16 protein-coding genes and 1 tRNA gene are annotated in these 17,747 nt (G+C 53.6%); 13 read left to right on the top strand and 4 right to left on the bottom strand.

Annotation, left to right across the window (positions count from 1 at the left end):
* The first annotated feature begins 195 nt into the window (after positions 1–195).
* The 4 genes from yagE (at position 196) to IM313_RS08710 (ending at position 6,317) form a co-directional block, all read left to right on the top strand.
* Positions 196–1,104, top strand: coding sequence for a 2-keto-3-deoxygluconate aldolase (yagE, locus tag IM313_RS08725; RefSeq protein ID WP_047367011.1), 909 nt, complete (start codon positions 196–198; stop codon positions 1,102–1,104).
* Between the two features lie 14 nt (positions 1,105–1,118).
* The gene (yagF, locus tag IM313_RS08720) at positions 1,119–3,086 is read left to right on the top strand and encodes a xylonate dehydratase YagF (RefSeq protein WP_193034376.1); all 1,968 of its coding nucleotides are present in this window, start codon (positions 1,119–1,121) and stop codon (positions 3,084–3,086) included.
* Positions 3,087–3,312: 226 nt separating this feature from the next.
* Positions 3,313–4,695 (top strand): MFS transporter, encoded by a 1,383-nt coding sequence (locus tag IM313_RS08715; RefSeq protein ID WP_028015325.1) that lies wholly within the window; start codon positions 3,313–3,315, stop codon positions 4,693–4,695.
* An 11-nt stretch (positions 4,696–4,706) separates the two neighbouring features.
* The gene (locus IM313_RS08710; RefSeq protein ID WP_192971529.1) at positions 4,707–6,317 is read left to right on the top strand and encodes a glycoside hydrolase family 43 protein; all 1,611 of its coding nucleotides are present in this window, start codon (positions 4,707–4,709) and stop codon (positions 6,315–6,317) included.
* Here IM313_RS08710 and xynR read toward each other — a convergent pair.
* The 4 genes from xynR to IM313_RS22545 form a co-directional block, all read right to left on the bottom strand.
* Positions 6,302–7,063, bottom strand: coding sequence for a DNA-binding transcriptional repressor XynR (gene xynR, locus IM313_RS08705; protein ID WP_192971530.1), 762 nt, complete (start codon positions 7,061–7,063; stop codon positions 6,302–6,304). The genes IM313_RS08710 and xynR overlap by 16 nt on opposite strands.
* A gap of 193 nt (positions 7,064–7,256) precedes the next feature.
* Positions 7,257–7,709: a DUF3828 domain-containing protein gene (locus tag IM313_RS08700; RefSeq protein ID WP_096947262.1), complete on the bottom strand. Its 453-nt coding sequence runs from the start codon at positions 7,707–7,709 to the stop codon at positions 7,257–7,259.
* 469 nt (positions 7,710–8,178) lie between these two features.
* On the bottom strand, positions 8,179–9,183 hold the full coding sequence (gene argF / locus IM313_RS08695; RefSeq protein ID WP_023299201.1) for an ornithine carbamoyltransferase: 1,005 nt from the start codon (positions 9,181–9,183) through the stop codon (positions 8,179–8,181).
* Positions 9,153–9,248, bottom strand: coding sequence for a hypothetical protein (locus IM313_RS22545; protein ID WP_217202290.1), 96 nt, complete (start codon positions 9,246–9,248; stop codon positions 9,153–9,155). The genes argF and IM313_RS22545 overlap by 31 nt, the downstream gene beginning before the upstream one ends.
* A 99-nt stretch (positions 9,249–9,347) precedes the next feature.
* Here IM313_RS22545 and rraB point away from each other — a divergent pair, with 99 nt between their 5' ends.
* The 9 genes from rraB to IM313_RS08650 all read left to right on the top strand — a co-directional run bounded on the left by rraB (position 9,348) and on the right by IM313_RS08650 (position 17,691).
* On the top strand, positions 9,348–9,773 hold the full coding sequence (rraB, locus tag IM313_RS08690) for a ribonuclease E inhibitor RraB (RefSeq protein ID WP_017694625.1): 426 nt from the start codon (positions 9,348–9,350) through the stop codon (positions 9,771–9,773).
* Between the two features lie 47 nt (positions 9,774–9,820).
* Complete coding sequence (gene miaE, locus IM313_RS08685; protein ID WP_192971531.1) at positions 9,821–10,579, top strand: tRNA isopentenyl-2-thiomethyl-A-37 hydroxylase MiaE; 759 nt, start codon at positions 9,821–9,823, stop codon at positions 10,577–10,579.
* Positions 10,580–10,609: 30 nt separating this feature from the next.
* Positions 10,610–11,332: a topoisomerase II gene (locus IM313_RS08680; RefSeq protein ID WP_192971532.1), complete on the top strand. Its 723-nt coding sequence runs from the start codon at positions 10,610–10,612 to the stop codon at positions 11,330–11,332.
* A gap of 106 nt (positions 11,333–11,438) precedes the next feature.
* Positions 11,439–11,523 (top strand) — tRNA-Leu (locus IM313_RS08675).
* A 199-nt stretch (positions 11,524–11,722) separates the two neighbouring features.
* Positions 11,723–12,982 carry an integrase arm-type DNA-binding domain-containing protein gene (locus IM313_RS08670; protein ID WP_192971533.1) on the top strand — a complete coding sequence of 420 codons (1,260 nt, stop codon included), beginning with the start codon at positions 11,723–11,725 and terminating at the stop codon, positions 12,980–12,982.
* Between the two features lie 247 nt (positions 12,983–13,229).
* A complete protein-coding gene (locus IM313_RS08665) occupies positions 13,230–14,240 on the top strand; it encodes a DUF4917 family protein (protein ID WP_192971534.1) in 1,011 nt (336 codons plus the stop codon).
* A gap of 43 nt (positions 14,241–14,283) precedes the next feature.
* Positions 14,284–14,859: a restriction endonuclease subunit S gene (locus IM313_RS08660; RefSeq protein WP_192971535.1), complete on the top strand. Its 576-nt coding sequence runs from the start codon at positions 14,284–14,286 to the stop codon at positions 14,857–14,859.
* A gap of 19 nt (positions 14,860–14,878) precedes the next feature.
* Positions 14,879–16,486 (top strand): type I restriction-modification system subunit M, encoded by a 1,608-nt coding sequence (locus IM313_RS08655; protein ID WP_192971536.1) that lies wholly within the window; start codon positions 14,879–14,881, stop codon positions 16,484–16,486.
* Positions 16,486–17,691, top strand: coding sequence for a restriction endonuclease subunit S (locus IM313_RS08650; protein ID WP_192971537.1), 1,206 nt, complete (start codon positions 16,486–16,488; stop codon positions 17,689–17,691). The genes IM313_RS08655 and IM313_RS08650 overlap by 1 nt, the downstream gene beginning before the upstream one ends.
* The last annotated feature ends 56 nt before the right edge of the window (positions 17,692–17,747 follow it).

Below are 17,747 nucleotides of genomic sequence, written 5' to 3'. Positions count from 1 at the left end.
TCCCCGGACTGTACACCCACAGGGAGAGGGCTGGGGCACCAGACCGCACCCACGCATAATGTGATCCAGCTTAAACTTCCCGCACTCCCTCCTCATCTCCCATTTACCTCCCCTTTTTCTGCGTCATAGTATGATCGTTAAATTAATGAACGCTGTTCTATAATATAGAACAAAATGATTCAACAAGGAGATCTTATGCCGCAGTCCGCGTTGTTCACGGGAATCATTCCCCCTGTCTCCACCATTTTTACCGCCGACGGCCAGCTTGATGAGCAGGGCACCGCCGCGCTGATCGACGATCTCATCAAAGCGGGCGTTGACGGCCTGTTCTTCCTGGGCAGCGGCGGCGAGTTCTCCCAGCTCAGCGCCGAAGAGCGTAAAACCATTGCCCGCTTTGCTATCGATCATGTCGATCGTCGTGTGCCGGTGCTGATCGGCACCGGCGGCACCAACGCCCGGGAAACCATTGAACTCAGCCAGCACGCGCAGCAGGCGGGCGCGGACGGCATCGTGGTGATCAACCCCTACTACTGGAAGGTGTCGGAAGCGAACCTGATCCGCTATTTCGAACAGGTGGCCGATAGCGTCACGCTGCCGGTGATGCTCTATAACTTCCCGGCGCTGACCGGGCAGGATCTGACTCCGGCGCTGGTGAAAACCCTGGCCGATTCGCGCAGCAATATTATCGGCATCAAAGACACCATCGACTCCGTCGCCCACCTGCGCAGCATGATCCTCACCGTTAAAGCCGCTCATCCGCACTTCACCGTGCTGTGCGGCTACGACGATCATCTGTTTAATACCCTGCTGCTCGGCGGCGACGGGGCGATTTCGGCCAGCGGCAACTTTGCCCCGCAGGTGTCGGTGAATCTTCTGAAAGCCTGGCGGGATAAAGACGTGGCGAAAGCGGCTGAGTATCATCAGACCCTGCTGCAAATCCCGCAGATGTATCAGCTGGATACGCCGTTTGTGAACGTCATTAAAGAGGCGATCGTGCTTTGTGGTCGTCCTGTCTCCACGCACGTGCTGCCGCCCGCCACGCCGCTGGACGAGCCGCGTAAGGCGCAGCTGAAAACCCTGCTGCAACAGCTCAAGCTCTGCTGAGCCGGACGATAACGATGACCATTGAGAAAATTTTCACCCCACAGGACGATGCGTTTTATGCGGTGATCACCCACGCGGCGGGGCCGCAGGGCGCGCTGCCGCTGACCCCGCAGATGCTGATGGAATCCCCCAGCGGCAACCTGTTCGGCATGACGCAGAACGCCGGGATGGGCTGGGACGCCAACAAGCTGACCGGCAAAGAGGTGCTGATTATCGGTACCCAGGGCGGTATTCGCGCCGGAGATGGACGCCCGGTTGCGCTGGGCTACCACACCGGACACTGGGAAATCGGCATGCAGATGCAGGCGGCGGCGAAGGAGATCACCCGCAACGGCGGGATCCCGTTTGCGGCCTTCGTCAGCGATCCGTGCGACGGGCGCTCGCAGGGCACGCACGGCATGTTCGACTCCCTGCCGTATCGTAACGACGCGGCGATCGTGTTTCGCCGTCTGATCCGCTCCCTGCCCACGCGCCGGGCGGTGATCGGCGTGGCCACCTGCGATAAAGGGCTACCCGCCACCATGATCGCGCTGGCCTCCATGCACGACCTGCCGACCATCCTGGTGCCGGGCGGGGCGACGCTGCCGCCGACCGTGGGGGAAGATGCGGGCAAGGTGCAGACCATCGGCGCGCGCTTTGCCAACCACGAGCTCTCATTGCAGGAGGCCGCAGAGCTCGGCTGTCGCGCCTGCGCGTCGCCGGGCGGCGGGTGTCAGTTCCTCGGCACGGCGGGCACCTCGCAGGTGGTGGCGGAAGCGCTGGGGCTGGCGCTGCCGCACTCCGCGCTGGCACCGTCCGGGCAGGCGGTGTGGCTGGAGATCGCCCGCCAGTCGGCGCGGGCGGTGAGCGAGCTGGATAACCGCGGCATCACCACGCGCGATATCCTCACCGATAAAGCCATCGAAAACGCCATGGTGATCCACGCGGCGTTCGGCGGTTCCACGAACTTACTGCTGCACATCCCGGCCATTGCCCACGCGGCGGGCTGCACTATTCCGGACGTAGAGCACTGGACGCGCGTCAACCGCAGGGTGCCGCGCCTGGTGAGCGTGCTGCCCAACGGCCCGGACTACCACCCGACCGTGCGCGCGTTCCTCGCGGGCGGCGTGCCGGAAGTGATGCTCCACCTGCGCGATCTCGGCCTGCTGCATCTGGACGCCATCACCGTCACCGGCCAGACGGTGGGCGAGAACCTCGACTGGTGGCAGACGTCCGAGCGCCGTAAGCGCTTCCGCCAGTGCCTGCGCGAGCAGGACGGCGTGGAGCCGGATGACGTGATCCTGCCGCCGGAGAAGGCCAAAGCGAAAGGGCTGACCTCGACGGTCTGCTTCCCGACGGGCAACATCGCGCCGGAAGGTTCGGTGATCAAGGCCACGGCGATCGACCCGTCGGTAGTGGATGACGATGGCGTTTACCGCCACACCGGCCGGGTGCGGGTGTTTGTCTCGGAAGCGCAGGCCATCAAGGCCATCAAGCGGGAAGAGATTAAGCAGGGGGATATCATGGTGGTGATCGGCGGCGGGCCGTCCGGCACCGGTATGGAAGAGACCTACCAGCTTACCTCCGCGCTGAAGCATATCTCCTGGGGCAAGACGGTGTCGTTAATCACCGATGCGCGCTTCTCGGGCGTGTCGACAGGCGCCTGTTTCGGCCACGTGTCGCCGGAGGCGCTGGCGGGTGGGCCGATTGGCAAGCTGCGCGACAACGACATCATCGAGATTGCCGTCGACCGCCTGACATTAACAGGCAGCGTGAACTTTATCGGCACGGCGGATAACCCGCTGACGCCGGAGGAGGGCGCGCGCGCGCTGGCTCGGCGGCAGACGCACCCGGACCTGCACGCTCACGACTTTTTGCCGGACGATACCCGGCTGTGGGCGGCATTGCAGTCGGTGAGCGGCGGCACCTGGAAAGGCTGTATTTATGACACCGATAAAATTATTGAGGTAATTAACGCCGGTAAAAAAGCGCTCGGCATTTAATTATTTTTCACGCGATTGTCGTCTACGGAAAATATTCCGTGGGCGGCTTTTACGCATCTGTAATTTGTTAATTTAAACAATAAGTTGCGATATATCGTTGGCGTCACAAAAGCAAAATAACGTAATTCAGAAATAAGATATGACCATTGCTGGTTAATTGAACAGCTCATTACACTCCATTAACACGATGTTGTAATTCAGCACACTACCAAAGGGTGTAATTCTGATGACGCAATTAACCATGAAAGACAAAATTGGCTACGGGCTGGGTGACACCGCCTGCGGCTTCGTCTGGCAGGCCACGATGTTCCTGCTGGCCTATTTCTACACCGACGTGTTTGGACTCTCCGCGGGCATTATGGGCACGCTGTTTTTAGTCTCCCGCGTGCTCGACGCCGTGACCGACCCGCTGATGGGGCTGCTGGTAGACCGCACCCGCACGCGGCACGGCCAGTTCCGCCCGTTCCTGCTGTGGGGCGCCATCCCGTTTGGCATCGTCTGCATGCTGACCTTCTACACGCCGGACTTCTCCGCGCAGGGCAAAATCATCTACGCCTGCGCGACCTACATTCTCCTGACCCTGGTTTACACCTTCGTTAACGTCCCGTACTGCGCCATGCCGGGGGTGATCACCGCCGACCCGAAAGAGCGCCACGCCCTTCAGTCCTGGCGTTTCTTCCTCGCCGCGGCGGGCTCGCTCGCCATCAGCGGCATCGCGCTGCCGCTGGTCAGCATCATCGGCAAGGGGGACGAGCAGGTGGGCTATTTCGGCGCCATGTGCGTGCTGGGGCTGACCGGCGTGGTGCTGCTCTACGTCTGCTTCTTTACCACCAAAGAGCGCTACACCTTCGAGGTGCAGCCGGGCTCGTCGGTGGCGAAAGATCTCAGGCTGCTGCTCGGCAACGGCCAGTGGCGCATCATGTGCGCGTTCAAGATGATGGCGACCTGCTCCAACGTGGTGCGCGGCGGGGCGACGCTCTACTTCGTGAAATACGTGATGGATCATCCGGAGATGGCGACCCAGTTTTTACTCTACGGCAGCCTCGCCACCATGTTCGGCTCGCTCTGCTCGTCCCGCCTGCTGGGCCGCTTCGACCGCGTCACCGCCTTTAAGTGGATCATCGTCGCTTACTCGCTCATCAGCCTGCTGATTTTCTTCACCCCGGCCGAGCACATCGCGCTGATTTTCGCCCTCAACATCCTGTTCCTGTTCGTCTTTAACACCACCACGCCGCTACAGTGGCTGATGGCCTCCGACGTGGTGGATTACGAGGAGAGCCGCAGCGGGCGTCGCCTCGACGGGCTGGTGTTCTCCACCTATCTGTTCAGCCTGAAGATTGGCCTGGCGATTGGCGGGGCGGTGGTGGGCTGGATCCTGGCCTGGGTGAACTACTCCGCCAGCAGCAGCGTGCAGCCGGTTGAGGTGCTCACCACCATCAAAATTCTGTTCTGCGTGGTGCCGGTGGTGCTCTACGCGGGCATGTTCATCATGCTGTCGTTCTACAAGCTCACCGACGACCGCGTGGAGGCCATCAGCCAGCAGCTTATCAAACACCGCGCGGCGCAGGGCGAGGCCGTACCCGACGCCGCGACAGCCGCATCCCATTAACCGGAGGCAACATGGAAATTACTAACCCGATCCTGACCGGCTTCAACCCGGACCCGTCCCTCTGCCGTCAGGGCGAGGACTACTACATCGCCACCTCGACCTTCGAGTGGTTCCCGGGCGTGCGTATCTACCACGCCCGCGACCTGAAAAACTGGTCGCTGGTCAGCACGCCGCTGGACCGCGTGTCGATGCTGGACATGAAGGGCAACCCGGACTCCGGCGGCATCTGGGCACCTTGCCTGAGCTACGCCGACGGCAAATTCTGGCTGCTCTATACCGACGTGAAGATTGTCGACTCGCCGTGGAAAAATGGCCGCAACTTCCTCGTCACCGCGCCGTCCATTGAGGGGCCGTGGAGCGAGCCGATCCCGATGGGCAACGGTGGGTTCGATCCGTCCCTGTTCCACGACAACGATGGCCGCAAGTACTACCTCTACCGCCCGTGGGGGCCGCGCCACCACAGCAACCCGCACAACACCATTGTGATGCAGGAGTTTGATCCGCAGACCGGCACGCTCTCGCCCGAGCGCAAAACGCTGTTTACTGGCACGCCGCTCTGCTACACCGAAGGGGCGCATCTTTATCGCCACGCGGGCTGGTACTACCTGATGGTTGCCGAGGGCGGCACCAGCTACGAGCACGCCGTCGTGGTGCTGCGTTCCAAAAATATCGACGGGCCCTACGAGCTGCACCCGGACGTGACGATGATGACCAGCTGGCACCTGCCGGAGAACCCGCTGCAAAAGAGCGGCCACGGCTCGCTGCTGCAAACCCACACCGGAGAGTGGTACATGGCCTACCTCACCAGCCGCCCGCTGCGCCTGCCCGGCGTGCCGCTGCTGGCCTCCGGCGGACGCGGCTACTGCCCGCTGGGGCGCGAGACCGGCATCGCCCGCATTGAGTGGCGCGACGGCTGGCCGTACGTGGAGGGCGGCAAGCACGCGCAGCTGACCGTGCCCGGCCCGCAGGTGGCGGAGCAGCCCGCAGCCGCTCAGGGTAACTGGCGGGATGATTTCGACGGCAGTACGCTTGACCCGGAGCTGCAGACCCTGCGCATTCCGTTCGACGACACCCTCGGCTCGCTCACCGCCCGCCCGGGCTACTTACGGCTCTACGGCAACGACTCGCTCAACTCGACCTTCACCCAGTCGACCGTGGCGCGCCGCTGGCAGCATTTCACCTTCCGGGCCGAGACGCGGATGCAGTTCTCGCCGGTTCACTTCCAGCAGAGCGCGGGGCTGACCTGCTACTACAACAGCAAAAACTGGAGCTACTGCTTTATGGATTACGAGGAGGGTCAGGGGAGAACCATCAAGGTGATCCAGCTCGACCACAACGTGCCGTCGTGGCCGCTGCACGAGCAGCCCATTCCGGTGCCGGAACATGCGGAGAGCGTCTGGCTGCGGGTGGACGTGGATACGCTAGTCTACCGCTACAGCTACTCGTTCGACGGCGAGACGTGGCACGCCGTGCCGGTGACGTATGAGGCCTGGAAGCTGTCGGATGACTACATCGGCGGGCGCGGCTTCTTTACCGGCGCGTTTGTGGGGCTGCACTGCGAGGACATCAGCGGTGACGGCTGTCACGCGGACTTCGACTACTTCACCTACGAGCCGGTATAGCCCAGCGCACGTGACAGCTCGAGCCCGGCCTGCTGAAGCTGCTCGCGGAAGCGGGCCAGCTCGGCGTCGTCCACGCGGGAGGTGAGCGTCGACAGGCTCAGGGCGGCAATCACGCGGGATTCGTGGTTCCACACCGGCACTGCCACGCAGCGCACGCCCTGCTCGTTCTCTTCGCTGTCCAGGGCATAGCCCTGCTCGCGGGTCTGCGCCAGGGCGTTCATTAAGGCTTCACGAGAGGCGAGGGTCGCGGGAGTAAAGGTGGTGTACTGATAGCCCTCCAGCAGGGCATTCAGCTCGGCCTCGCCCAGCCAGGCAATCAACACCTTGCCGATGGCGGTGGCGTGAACCGGCAGGCGGCGGCCGATGCGCGAATAGGCGATGGCGGCCAGCTTGCCTTCAATCTTCTCGATATAGACCCCTTCACGCCCGTCCAGGATCCCCAGATGGGTGGTCTGCCCGGTCTGCTGCGACAGCTCCGTCAGCCAGCCTTTCGCCTTCTGGCGAATATCGATTGAGCCCACGACAAAATGGCCGCGCTCGACCAGCTTCATGCCGAGGCGATATTTGCCGTTCTCCGGATTCTGATCGATATAGCCGTGAAGCTGGAGGGTTTTCAGCAGCGAGTGGAGGGTGCTCTTGCTCAGCCCCATCAGTTTGCTGATGTCGGTGATCTTAAGCTCGGTGGCCTGCTCGTTGAACAGGTCGAGGATCTGCAACGCACGTTCAACAGACTGAATAATCGGCATAATGCTGGCATGTCCACGCTGGAATGAAGGCGAAAACGTACCTTTTTCGGGGTGAAAAATCAATGAAGGGGAGCCGGTTTGCCCGGCGGCGCTTTGCTTGCACGGGCCTACGGGTTTTGTAGGCAGGGTAAGCGCTGTGTCACCCGGCAGGAAGATCGCACCGATCTAATATCATGTCAGTACGTTGTTTGGCTCAGTTCGGTATAGTCAGGTTTCTTGAAAATTCAACAGCAGAAACCGACTGCACCTTCCATAAGTTGTTTTCTTTAACCATGCAGTCTATGACTACGTGGTCCTGCTTTTTACCGAATGCAATGTATACGTTGACACAGACTGGATCGGTATCCCCGGCTATGGCTGTTACATTCTGCGGCCAGTCATCGCCGACGTATTGCGCTTTTAAAAATATATCAGCCTCGTAAAAGTCTTCGTCTGCATAGCGAGGATCCTGCGCGTGACGGAGTTTTTTCATTGTTGATGCTGTGACATATTTATCTATTTCGTTTCCATCAGTGATGGGAAATACGTCTTTGTTGATTTGATTTACGTACCAGCTGTTAAATTTTACAGCACGCTCAATCGGATCAGAATGGCCAGCCATTGCAGAAAAAGAGAATATGAAGAGAAGCAGTAAGATATTTTTCATATCAATAGTGCCTGTAAAGGGTGATTTTGGGCTGTATCTTCCGATATGTCTGGCCGGGATAAAGGCTGTTCTATAATTTTCAATCCTCCGGCACGAATAGCTTCCGCAACGGCGTGGGCGCAGTAATCCGTGCTGTTATGATGTGCATGGCTAAGGGCATATGATACAGCTTCATGCTTATTCCATGACATATAATTATCCTTATTAATGAAATGAATTAATAAGGAAACACTACACCGAATATATACAATGTTTTGTAATTGATAATGACCTGATATTAACCATTATCTACTCAATAAATAATGCTTAATAAAAACATAAATACTTATTATGGTTAATGCCTGGCTGAGAAAGCGGCAGTAAAACGAATTTTTCTGTCTGACGATAACGCTGTTGTCGTTTTTAGTGTTTTCTCCCTCTCCCTGTGGGAGAGGGCCGGGGTGAGGGCACCAGACCGCAGAGGACCCAATCACTCCCCAAGCGTCGCCACCATCACCGCCTTAATCGTATGCATCCGGTTTTCAGCCTGATCGAACACGATGCTCGCCGCCGACTCAAACACCTCGTCCGTCACCTCCATCCCGCCGTGCAGGTCGAACTCCTTCGCCATCTGCTTGCCGAGCGTGGTCTGGTCGTCATGGAACGCGGGCAGACAGTGCAGGAACTTCACGTTCGGATTGCCGGTCAGCGCCATCATTTGCGCGTTCACCTGATACCCTCGCAGCAGCGCAATCCGCTCCGCCCACTTCTCTTTGGCTTCGCCCATCGACACCCAGACGTCGGTATAGATAAAGTCCGCGCCCTTCACGCCCGCCGCCACGTCTTCCGTCAGGGTGATTTTGCCGCCGTGCTTCTCCGCCAGCGCGCTGCACTCCGCCACCAGGCTCTCTTCCGGCCAGCAGGCTTTCGGGGCCACCAGGCGCAGATCCAACCCGGTCAGCGCCGCCGCTTCCAGCATCGAGTTGCCCATGTTGTTGCGCGCGTCGCCCGCGTAGACCAGCGTCATCTCGTTAAACGCCTTGCCCGGCAGGTGCTCCTGCATGGTTAGCAGGTCCGCCAGCAGCTGGGTCGGGTGGAACTCGTTGGTCAGCCCGTTCCACACCGGCACGCCCGCATACTGCGCCAGCGTTTCGACGACTTCCTGGCCGTGACCGCGATACTGAATGCCGTCGTACATCCGCCCGAGAACGCGCGCGGTGTCCTTAATTGATTCTTTATGCCCAATCTGGCTGCCGCTCGGCCCTAAATAGGTGACGCGTGCGCCCTGGTCAAATGCGGCAACTTCGAAAGAGCAACGTGTACGGGTCGAGTCTTTTTCGAAGATGAGCGCGATGTTCTTACCGGTAAGCTTCTGTACTTCCTTGCCATTTTTCTTATCGGCCTTGAGCTGTGCGGCAAGGGTCAGCAGAGAAGTGAACTGTGCAGGGGTAAAGTCGAGCAATTTCAGAAAGTGTTTCTTGTACAGATCAGACATTTTATCCTCACATGGCGAGCGCCACTTATTGAATTAAAATTCACTTTATATGTGTAATTATTCATTTGCAACCCCGTTTCACAAATCTTTCCAACAAAGGTGGAGGCAAACCCATCCGTGTGTGAAAATAGAAGTATCTGCCGCACTTTAAAGAGGATTGAGCCATGGCAAACCCGGAATTACTGGAAGAGCAACGCGAAGAGACGCGTCTGATTATTGAAGAGCTGTTGGAAGACGGTAGCGATCCGGACGCGCTGTACACCATCGAACACCATTTCTCTGCGGACGACTTTGAAGCGCTGGAAAAAATGGCCGTGGAAGCCTTCAAGCTGGGTTACGAAGTGACCGAGCCGGAAGAGCTGGAAGTGGAAGAGGGCGACACCGTCATCTGCTGCGACATCCTGAGCGAAGGCGCGCTGAAGGCGGAGCTGATCGACGCGCAGGTAGAACAGCTGATGAACCTGGCCGAGAAGTTTGAAGTGGAATACGACGGCTGGGGAACCTACTTCGAAGATCCGAACGGTGAAGACGGCGAAGAAGGCGACGACGAAGATTACGTCGACGAAGACGACGACGGCGTGCGTCACTAAGTGATTCAGGCGGTGGCGCGCGTCACCGCTTTTTTCAAGGCAGAACCATGGATTACCCGCAGATACTCGCCCCCGTACTCAACTTCCTCCAGTGCCCGACCCCGCAAGCATGGATAGATAAAGCCCGCGACCCGGCGAACCTGCCGCTGCTGCTCACCGACCACATGGTGTGCGAGCTCAAGGCCGCCCAGACCGCGCTATTACTCGTGCGCAAATACGTCGCCGACGAAAGCGGTGCCGACGCGCTGCTCGAATGGCTCAAACCCTACGAACAGTTCACCTTTCGCGACGGTCCGGAGCCGGACTTCATCGCCCTCCACAGGCAGATTGGCAAAAGCGTAATGCCCAAAACCGACGACCCCTGGGGCCAGGCGCTCATCGACAGCATGGTGCTGCTGATCAAAGAGGAGCTGCACCACTTCTGGCAGGTGCGCGAGGCGATGCTGGCCCGCGACATTCCGTACGTTAAAATCACCGCCAGCCGCTACGCCAAAGGGATGCTGAAGGAAGTGCGCACTCACGAACCGCTGACGCTGATCGACAAGCTCATCTGCGGCGCCTACATCGAAGCCCGCTCCTGCGAACGCTTCGCCGCGCTGGCCCCGTTCCTCGACGATGATTTGCAGAAGTTCTATCTCTCGCTGCTGCGCTCGGAAGCGCGCCACTACCAGGACTACCTGACGCTGGCCCAGCAGGTAAGCAACGACGATATCTCACCGCGCATACAGCTTTTTGGCGAAATTGAAGCCACACTTATCTCGACACCGGACCACGAGTTTCGCTTCCACAGCGGCGTGCCGGTGTAAACCGGCATAACGCAAGGATAAGGATGCGAGATGAAAAAAACGTGGATCAGTACGGTCATTGTTGTTGTCGCGGCTGCCGCCGTGGCGTTCTGGGTCTTCTTCGACAGGCAGCGCGCTCCGGAAGCGCAAATTGATACCGCTCTTAACGCGATGCCCGCCTGGCAGGTGATCAAGGAGCAGGAGCCTGTGCTGCATCAGCGCATCCTCGACCAGATGGCCGCCCTGCAAAAGGCCGGCGAGCCGGAGCAGCACATTATCGACACCATCCAGCCGCAGATCCTGCATTTGCAGATGACGCGCCTGCAAAATGCCCCGGATGCCAACGTGGTGAACTACATGACCATCAACATGGAGCAGACCGCCGCCATCCAGAAGGTGAGCGACGACGCCTGTTTCCGCTTCCTCTACCCGATGGTGAAGGGCGGCGTGAACCCGATGCGCATGCTGGATAAAGACCTGATGACGCGGCGCATGCAGGCCGATGCCGACATGATGCGCGCGGCCTACGGCAAAAATCGCCACACCGTGACGCAGGCCGAACGCGAGGCGGCTGTCGAGGATGTGCGACCGATTATGAAGGAACTCGCTGATAAGTACGGCGAGGACATCCAGCTGTTGCAGATGCCGGAGAAGGCGGCGGGCAAAGAGAAGCTCTCCTGCGATATGGTGCAGGAGATGTGGGCGAAGGTGCTGGCGCTGCCGGAGCAGAAGGCGGCAGGGGTGATTCGGCTGGCGGTGTCTGAGCTGGAGTGACAAAGGGCGCTGGTTTTTTGGGCACTTAGCGCGGGTTTAGCGCGTCGTCGCTTGCATGGCGGCGCGCGACGGGTATAATCCACAACGTTTCCGCATCCCCTTCAGTGCCGAAGTGGCGAAATCGGTAGACGCAGTTGATTCAAAATCAACCGTAGAAATACGTGCCGGTTCGAGTCCGGCCTTCGGCACCATCGGAACATCAACAGACGTCAACGGACGTCTTTTTTTGTGCCTGAAATCCGCGCCAAACAAGGCTTTCCGCGATTTTCCTTTCAACAGAAGTCAATCTGAGTCAACCCACATCAAGTCGCTTGTGAGTATAGAACCGAGTATATATGCTGGTTCGATAATAATTGTATACTCACAGCGGCACATGGAAGGAGAACTTTTATGGCTCTGACAGATATCAAAGTGCGTTCTGCAAAATCGCAGGAAAAGGAGTACACCCTTGTCGATGGGGATGGCATGTTTTTGCTGATTCACCCTAACGGCTCAAAATACTGGCGGTTCCGTTTTCGCTTTGATGGTAAGCAGCACCTGATGGCGTTTGGTGTTTATCCTGAAACGTCATTAGCTGATGCTCGTCAAAAGAGGGAAGAGGCCAGAAGGCTTGTTGCTGCTGGAATCGATCCTCGCGAGCATAAGCGTGCTGTAAAAGAGGAGCAGGCAAAGGAGGCCATTACCTTTGAGTCTGTTGCCAGAGAGTGGCATGCAACTAACAAGAAATGGTCAGAGGAACACAGTCGACGGGTGCTGAAGAGCCTAGAAGATAATCTGTTTCTAGCTATTGGTAAGAGTAGCATTGAAGAGTTGAAGACTCGTGACCTGCTTGCACCTATTAAAGTTGTAGAGGCAACTGGTCGCTTTGAAGTCGCTTCTCGCCTTCAGCAGCGAACCACAGCAATCATGCGCTATGCGGTGCAAAGTGGCTTGATTGATTACAATCCAGCCCAGGAAATGGCGGGCGCAGTAGCTTCAAGTAATCGTGTCCATCGCCCTGCACTTGAATTGAAACGCCTACCTGAACTACTCCACCGAATTGACGTTTACACGGGACGACCTATGACTCGTCTGGCCGTTGAGCTCACTTTGTTAATCTTCATTCGTTCCAGTGAATTACGCTTTGCGCGTTGGTCTGAAATCGATTTTGAAACGGCAATGTGGACGATACCGGCTGAGCGAGAAGCTATTGAAGGAGTGAAGCATTCACAGCGAGGCTCCAAAATGCGTACACCTCATTTGGTGCCCTTATCTCGGCAGGCACTGGACATCCTTAGACAGGTCCATAAGTTCAGTGGTAATCGTGATTTTGTTTTCGTTGGAGATCACAACCCTCGTAAACCGATGAGTGAAAATACGGTGAACAAGGCGCTGCGTGTCATGGGTTATGACACAAAGGTCGATGTTTGTGGACATGGTTTCAGGACTATGGCATGTAGCTCGTTGATTGAATCGGGGTTGTGGTCCAGGGATGCGGTAGAGCGGCAGATGAGCCATATGGAACGTAGCTCAGTTCGTGCGGCTTACATTCATAAGGCTGAGCATTTGGATGAGCGTAGGTTGATGCTGCAGTGGTGGGCTGATTATCTGGATGCGAATAGAGAGAAGGGAGTTAGTCCGTTTGATTTTGCAAAGCAAAGAGTAAGATAAATCCTTTTGAGTATTATAACTCATTGAAAATACGAAACTTTAAAGCGTTATTTGGCGCTTGAGATGGATAGTTTTCTGTGTAATTTTGAAAAATTACACAGAAAAGAATTGACAGCAACACAACCTCGTTGTTTAATGGCCTCAGTTTCAGATTAGGTAATTTTTAAAAATTACCTATTTGAACGTGAGTGGGTGAGTTCTTGGCGGAACACCCACAAATCTAAAATATGAAAGCGAGGGTTGAAACATGGTGACAATTAAACAATGGGCCGAGATTGAGGCCAATTACGATGATACTTTACTTTTGGGGAATGGTGCAAGTATCGCAGTTAATAGCGATTTTGCCTATCGTAGCTTATGTCAGAAGTTGACCGAGCTCAGTTCAGATGGGCAACTGACAGCCTTGTTCGAACTATTTGATACGCAAGATTTTGAGTTGATTCTGCATCGTCTGTGGATTGCAACTCAAGTAAATCAACAGCTCGGTGTGCCTGAGAATGCAACGACTGAGAGGTATAAGTTACTTAGAAATCTGTTGATTCAATGTGTGAGCCAAAATCATCCTGAGCATCATGAGATATCGGATGTGCTAGTTAAAATTCGTTCTTTTATAGGCAGATTCAAGACGGTTTTATCCCTGAATTATGATCTTATTGTGTACTGGGCATCTTTGCTTGAGGATACAACTACCGGAAAATTAAAGGATTGCTTCATTAACCGTTTGTTTAATGAACAGTTTGACTGGAGTGAATTTAGAGACTTACATTGGAAGGATCGTGTAAGAGGTTACAAGACGATAGGCTTAGTCTTCTACCCACATGGTTCCTTGATTTTGGCCCAAGACTTCAGTGGTCAAGAGTCCAAATTACATACTAATCCTCATGGTGACGGAACTTATCTTCAGCAAATTTCTCAGCAATGGAGCTCTGCAGCAGTTACACCAGTTTTTGTTTCTGAAGGGACAAGTAAGCAAAAACTAAATGCGATTGCTCGTAGTCGTTATCTTGACACTGTTTACCGTGAAGTACTGCCAGAGAAAAAGGAAAGTATCGTGATCTATGGATGGAGTATGGGGGAAAATGACAGCCATATACTTGATGCACTGAAAAAAAGTCGTCCATCAAGGGTGGCGGTATCAGTGTATGGCACTGATACCTCTGGCTGTGATGCAATTGAAGGGAAATTAAAAGCGGTGTTTGGTGAAGGTTTGCTTGTCGAGTTTTTCGACAGTGAAAGCGCCAACTGCTGGTGCCATTAACTAAGCGAAAGGGGGCGTAGCCCCCGATTTTACGAGGATAAAAATGGGAAAAATCGTTTATAGCGACATTGCAAATTTTATCCCCGGAGTAAACCTGTCACGCATAGAGTCGGAAAAATCAGGTAAAGAGTATCGCTTCTATACAGCACAGTTGCATCAGATCGATGACTGGCAACCTGAAGTGATAGTTTCTGATAAAGAACAGGTGGTTAAGAGTACGACGTTACTAAAAGTGACAAGAGAAAATGATGTCATTATTAACTTAGCGAATGCTAAAGCTGTTCTTGTTAAGCAGGAGCATACAGGGCGAATATTGGGCAATAACTTTGTTAAGGTCGAGTTGGATGTTAGCAGAGTTTCTCCATTATTTTGGATTTGGCATTTCAATGAGAGCAAAGCTATAGCCCAACAAAAATCATTTGTTCTGCAGGGGTCAACTGTACCCAAGTTAACTCTGCAAATGGTTCGTCAATTTGAACTCGATTTACCTGGACTAAAAAAGCAACAAGCGATAGGTGAGCTGTATCTTCATCTCAAGATGAAAGATTACTACGAGTACAACTTGATAAAATTAAAACAACAATATTATTTTGCCAAAATAGAAAATTTATCAAAATAATCAATGAGTAAGGTTTATTATGTCTCCCCAGATTGAAGCGCAAAATTTAAGTGAACTGCAAGGCCGCCTGTGGAATATCGCCGATACTCTGCGCGGTAAGATGAATGCCGATGAATTCCGCGACTACTGCTTAGGTTTTATTTTCTATAAATATCTTTCTGAAAAATTCGTTGCTTACGCTAACAAAATTTTGGCGGAAGATGGCATTCAGTACAACGAGCTGACTCCTGAACATCCAGCGTATCAGGACATTGTTGACGCAGTAAAAGAGGATAGTATACCGTCCTTAGGCTACTTTTTGCCGCCAACCGATCTGTTCCACACCATGGCAGAACGTGTGGCTAAAGATCCCAAAGGTGCAGGCACCGGCTTTATTCTGGAAGACCTCGCCACTACCCTACGCAGCATTGAACAAAGCACGTTGGGCACCGACTCCGCGGATGACTTCAGCAACTTGTTTGAAGATCTTGATTTAGGCTCTAGCAAGCTTGGCAGTACAGCAAAAGCGAAAAATGAGCTGATTGGTAAAGTGATTACTGAACTCGACAAGTTGAGCTTTAATCTGAGTGAAGCCAGCTCCGATATTCTGGGCGACGCCTACGAATATCTGATCGGCCAGTTCGCCTCAGGCGCAGGTAAGAAAGCCGGTGAGTTCTATACTCCGCAGCCAGTTTCCACCCTGCTGGCTAAAATCGTCACCACTCACAAGCTCAAGCTGAAAAACGTGTATGACCCAACCTGTGGCTCTGGTTCTTTGTTATTGCGCGTAAAACGCGAAGCCTCGTCGGTGGGTAAAATCTATGGTCAGGAGATGAACCGTACCACATATAACTTGGCGCGTATGAACATGATTCTGCACGGGGTTCATTATGCAGACTTTGAGATCATTCAGGAAGATACGCTGGAGCACCCGCAGCATACGCATCTGAAATTTGACGCCATCGTTGCTAACCCACCGTTCTCCGCTAAGTGGAGTGCCAGCCCGCTGTTTATGAACGATGACCGCTTCGCCCAGTACGGTAAACTGGCACCGTCGAGCAAAGCAGACATGGCGTTTGTACAGCATATGTTCCATCACCTGGAAGATGACGGCACCATGGCGGTGGTTCTACCACATGGCGTGCTGTTCCGGGGAGCCGCCGAAGGTCATATCCGTCGGTTTATGATTGAGAAGCTGAACTGCATTGATGCGGTGATCGGTCTGCCAGCCAATATCTTCTATGGCACCAGCATTCCGACCTGTGTGTTGGTACTGCGCAAGTGTCGCAAGCACAACGACAGTATTCTATTTATCGATGCCAGCAATGACTTTGAAAAGGTGAAAACTCAGAATCGCCTGCTACCGGAACATATCGATAAAATCGCCGATACCTATAACGACTGGAAAACTGTTGAGAAGTACAGTCATATCGCTAACTTGGAAGAGATCCGTGATAACGATTACAACCTCAATATCCCGCGCTATGTTGATACTTTTGAAGCTGAAGAGGAGATTGATCTCAACGCGGTGGCGCAGGAAATTCGAGAGCTAGAAGGGAAAGTGGCGGAGATTGATAAGACTATTGCTGGATTCTGTGAGGAACTAGGGATTGATGTGCCGTTTGCGCTGGTTGCAGGAGGTAAGTGATGGTACCGAAACTTCGTTTCAGCAAATTCTCTAAAGAATGGACTAAAATTCGCTTAGGTGATTATCTACAGAATTACCAAAAAAAGGTGTCTTCTGATACTGACATACCTGTTTATTCTTCTTCTCGACAAGGGTTGAAACCCCAGGCGGAGTATTTTGCTGATCGTGAGCTTCAGAATGATGGTGAGTATGGTGTAGTTCCATTTGGATATATTACTTATCGACACATGAGTGATGATAACACATTCCACTTTAATCTTAATAATAAACTGCCTGAAATAGCTGTAAGTAAAGAATACCCTGTCTTTACAGGAAAAGGTTTAAATAATTACTTTCTTCTTTCGAAATTGAATCATACTGATGAGTTCAAACTATTTGCTATTCAACAAAAAGCAGGAGGTACTAGAACTAGACTTTATTTTAAAAACTTATGTGAGTGGCGTGCTACATTTCCTGAGCTCGAAGAGCAAATCCAAATTTCCGATTTTCTCTCTTCTGTTGACGAAAGAATTAAGTTACTGAGCAAGCAGTACGACCTGCTGTGCAGGTACAAAAAAGGCATGATGCAGAAGATTTTTAGTCAGGAAGTGCGGTTTAAGGATAACCATGGAAGGACTTTTCCAAAATGGACTATGAGGAAATTCTCCGACTTCTTCACTATTGGATCTAGTAAACGAGTTTTACAGGATGATTGGGTAAATGAAGGAGTTCCATTTTATAGAACAAGAGAACTCGTAAGCTTATCTAAGAAAGAAAAGTTTAAAAGTGAAATATTCATAACCGAAGATAATTATACTTACTTAAAAGATAAGTATGGGGTTCCTGCTGTCGGTGATTTTCTAGTTAGTGGGGTTGGAACATTAGGCATAATTCATCAAGTTAGAAATGATAACCCATTCTATTTTAAAGATGGAAATGTCTTATGGTTCAAGAAAAATAATGAAATAAATTCGGATTTTTTCTACCATGTGTTTAATAGCCCAAAAGTTCTCACACAGATCGTTAATCATGCTGCAATTACAACGGTTGGGACTTATACCATTGAGAATGCGAAGAAAACAAAATTTATGTATCCTTCCTTGGAAGAGCAAACAAAAATTGCCAACTTCCTCTCTTCTCTCGACGATAAAATTGCCGTCAAAAAAGCAGAGCTGGACAAGCTAAAAACCTGGAAGCAGGGCCTGCTCCAGCAAATGTTTATATAATAATCATCCGGTCCGACCAACTCCGGGACTGCAAAATAAAAAAAGGCACTACACAC

It is taken from the genome of Enterobacter cloacae complex sp. P2B (assembly GCF_014895985.1).
Classification (GTDB): Bacteria; Pseudomonadota; Gammaproteobacteria; order Enterobacterales; family Enterobacteriaceae; genus Enterobacter; species Enterobacter bugandensis.
The sequence above is the reverse complement of the archived record's forward strand: the minus strand, read 5'-3'. Positions and strand labels throughout refer to the sequence as shown.

Bases quoted from the DNA above. Each gene is read 5' to 3' on its own strand.
- IM313_RS08665 (WP_192971534.1), top strand. From the start codon at position 13,230: ATGGTGACAATTAAACAATGGGCCGAGATTGAGGCCAATTACGATGAT.
- IM313_RS08650 (WP_192971537.1), top strand. From the start codon at position 16,486: ATGGTACCGAAACTTCGTTTCAGCAAATTCTCTAAAGAATGGACTAAA.
- IM313_RS08700 (WP_096947262.1), bottom strand. From the start codon at position 7,709: ATGAAAAATATCTTACTGCTTCTCTTCATATTCTCTTTTTCTGCAATG.
- argF (WP_023299201.1), bottom strand. From the start codon at position 9,183: ATGTCTGATCTGTACAAGAAACACTTTCTGAAATTGCTCGACTTTACC.
- yagF (WP_193034376.1), top strand. From the start codon at position 1,119: ATGACCATTGAGAAAATTTTCACCCCACAGGACGATGCGTTTTATGCG.
- miaE (WP_192971531.1), top strand. From the start codon at position 9,821: ATGGATTACCCGCAGATACTCGCCCCCGTACTCAACTTCCTCCAGTGC.
- IM313_RS08670 (WP_192971533.1), top strand. From the start codon at position 11,723: ATGGCTCTGACAGATATCAAAGTGCGTTCTGCAAAATCGCAGGAAAAG.
- rraB (WP_017694625.1), top strand. From the start codon at position 9,348: ATGGCAAACCCGGAATTACTGGAAGAGCAACGCGAAGAGACGCGTCTG.
- IM313_RS08655 (WP_192971536.1), top strand. From the start codon at position 14,879: ATGTCTCCCCAGATTGAAGCGCAAAATTTAAGTGAACTGCAAGGCCGC.
- xynR (WP_192971530.1), bottom strand. From the start codon at position 7,063: ATGCCGATTATTCAGTCTGTTGAACGTGCGTTGCAGATCCTCGACCTG.
- IM313_RS08680 (WP_192971532.1), top strand. From the start codon at position 10,610: ATGAAAAAAACGTGGATCAGTACGGTCATTGTTGTTGTCGCGGCTGCC.
- IM313_RS08715 (WP_028015325.1), top strand. From the start codon at position 3,313: ATGACGCAATTAACCATGAAAGACAAAATTGGCTACGGGCTGGGTGAC.
- IM313_RS08660 (WP_192971535.1), top strand. From the start codon at position 14,284: ATGGGAAAAATCGTTTATAGCGACATTGCAAATTTTATCCCCGGAGTA.
- IM313_RS08710 (WP_192971529.1), top strand. From the start codon at position 4,707: ATGGAAATTACTAACCCGATCCTGACCGGCTTCAACCCGGACCCGTCC.
- IM313_RS22545 (WP_217202290.1), bottom strand. From the start codon at position 9,248: ATGAATAATTACACATATAAAGTGAATTTTAATTCAATAAGTGGCGCT.
- yagE (WP_047367011.1), top strand. From the start codon at position 196: ATGCCGCAGTCCGCGTTGTTCACGGGAATCATTCCCCCTGTCTCCACC.